Raw genomic sequence first — 2,424 nt, 5'->3', positions numbered from 1 at the left:
CCATCAATGTTAAGGGATTTGTAGTATCGGGCATACCCAACCAATCGCATTGTTTCCCCCATTAGCTGTGCTATGCTCAGAAGCTCTTTATACACACACTCCCCCCCTCTCCCAAGCATTTTTATTCATTCCTCTGTATAAGTTGAGTATAGAGGGACCACCCCCACCTCAATTATGTTTCCATAATTTTCTTTAATTCTACACAATACGTTGCATTCTGACAACAATAATTCACCCCCTATCCATAGATAAGATAAGGGGTTTCGAGATTTACATTATTTACTTCCCATTTCTCCTTCCTCTTCTCCAAGATCATACCCTAATAAATAAAAATGATTTAAAAAAGAATAAAGTTCTTTGCCAGACATCTCTTGATTATTATTGGCTAGCTTCAAATGATACTTTATCACGTTCAACTTTTCTTCACTTTTAGAAGGACTGAAATTGGCTTGGGCTACCTGCCTCTCAAATTCCTCCACATCTTTCGTATGCCGTGCCTGATTCAATAGCCACTGTACATTATGAAAATCTGTTGCATTCAGTGGACCCGTGATTAGTGCAATAATGTCTTTTTCTTTATTAAAAATTTCAGGATTATTAAAATCACTCCACGCTGCTCGAATGACTTCCGAGAATATTTCATCTCCTTGAGTGATTTTAATCCTATGCTTGATCTGACCAAGTAACTTTCGCTTTCTCTTTGAAGCAGACTCTTCTATAAATACAATAAAGTCATCAGTATTAAACCCATCAACTCTTCCTTATAGTTTTATTTCAGTAATAGGCCAAGGAGGAAAACAAGGCGCAACTCCTCCTGTGAGCATTAGAATGACAAAGGAAGCTTGAACGTGGGCCACAAAATGTCCTCCCCCGCCTCCCGTAGAAATCGGATTACTGAGTTGTTTATCCTTCATATTAATTTATCCTCACAGAATACTTTGTTATATAACTTATCAATCTTAACGTAAGTATAAGTCGCAAAACAGTTTTCATCAAATTGCGATTGTTAATCTTAATATTCAATATTTTCTACAAATACCCTGCCATCTCCAAGGATTTCAACACACCTCGAAACCGTTTAATCAATTATTCAAAACGCTCATTCTGATTCTGTTCTCGTGATTGTTCCCATTCACGGACTCTGATAATTTCTTTCTTCAAAATCGGTTCTTTATTTTTAGCCCACTGTGAGACAACTGGATTTTCGTGAATCATAAGGCTTTCTAACAGTGGAAGGCGTTTTACCATTTTATCTGCTAGTGATCCTTCCCATTGATTTGGATGAAAGACATGCATAAATTCTTCTAAAATAACTGAAGGATCAGAATAATGATTGATCAGGAATATTGCTACAGGTGTCCATTGCAATTGATCGGCTACATGCATGTACGGTTCAATAACCGATGCTATTAAAGGATAATGTGCTTTTCCTTTGATGTTACACCATTCAATAAATGTTTCATTGGGGATGCTTCTCAATGGACTCACCATCAATTGTCCACTGAATATCTGTTCGATGTAGTAATCTAATTCGTTATGATCCCCTATAAATACATCCAAAAATACAAACGGGTGGGCCTCAACTAGAGATTTATAAATATAATCAAAGTTGGTGTGAAAAACACGATTATCTGCAATGGCAGTATAGAGTTTTACAGCTAGATGTTTTGCTTTATCAGCAGCATCTTTGTTTTGAAAGCATGATTTAACTATTTCTGATATTTGATATGAATCGCTATTAGTTTCTTGAGAAAAATCGTAATCTAAAACTAATTCTTGGCCCAAAGTGAGTATTCTTGGACTCAATTCATTATTGTTTTGGTGAAATTTCATACTAAAGATATCTATAGCCACGGCTAATCCATTCTGTTTAGAGCTAATTAGTCGAATTAACTCGCAGAATAAGTCTTCGTTATTTAGTTCAGGTGTGTGCGTGTAAGCTAGATTCCCGTATAAGTAAATTGGTGCTTTCCCTAGCTGGAGAGATCTTTTTATACGTTTAATTCCATCTATGTCAATTATCACAATCTGAAGAATTGGGAAAACTTCCGAAAGTATCTCGTGATCTATTGCTTCATCTAGTAGTTCTTTAGTGCTGCTATTATCAGTTGAAGTAAGATAATCCAGAAAGCCTTGTAGCAGTTGATAATTACGTTTATTGTGTTCGATCGTACTTAGTTTTTCAACCATTGTAGCCCATAGTTTTTTGGGATCATTAGTCCCTTTGGCCAGGCCTTGTCCTAATTGAAATACATTTCTTCCATTAGTACTCATGAGATGTATCAACAAGGCATTGCTGTAAACCGCAAATGGAAATGAGAAGTTAGCTTAGCGCAGTGCCTTTAATTTCACATCCAGCTCGAAACCGGGAGGAATTATAGGAGCGATCAACTCACGCGCATGCTGGTTCGCGGCCAGAACGAC

The 2,424-nt window shown here is 36.8% G+C and carries 2 protein-coding genes; both read right to left on the bottom strand.

Annotation, left to right across the window (positions count from 1 at the left end; genetic code table 11):
• Window positions 1–275: 275 nt before the first annotated feature.
• Window positions 276–479, bottom strand: coding sequence for a hypothetical protein (locus tag GRP75_RS24470; RefSeq protein ID WP_160790617.1), 204 nt, complete (start codon window positions 477–479; stop codon window positions 276–278).
• Window positions 480–1,086: 607 nt separating this feature from the next.
• On the bottom strand, window positions 1,087–2,274 hold the full coding sequence (locus tag GRP75_RS24465) for a hypothetical protein (protein WP_160790616.1): 1,188 nt from the start codon (window positions 2,272–2,274) through the stop codon (window positions 1,087–1,089).
• Window positions 2,275–2,424: the final 150 nt, after the last annotated feature.

It is taken from the genome of Paenibacillus sp. OT2-17 (assembly GCF_009827695.1).
In the GTDB taxonomy this organism is placed as follows: Bacteria; Bacillota; Bacilli; order Paenibacillales; family Paenibacillaceae; genus Paenibacillus; species Paenibacillus polymyxa_B.
This window is presented reverse-complemented; position numbering and strand designations above follow the sequence as displayed.

Coding starts and splice junctions, on each gene's coding strand:
- GRP75_RS24465 (WP_160790616.1), bottom strand. CDS start 2,274: ATGAGTACTAATGGAAGAAATGTATTTCAATTAGGACAAGGCCTGGCC.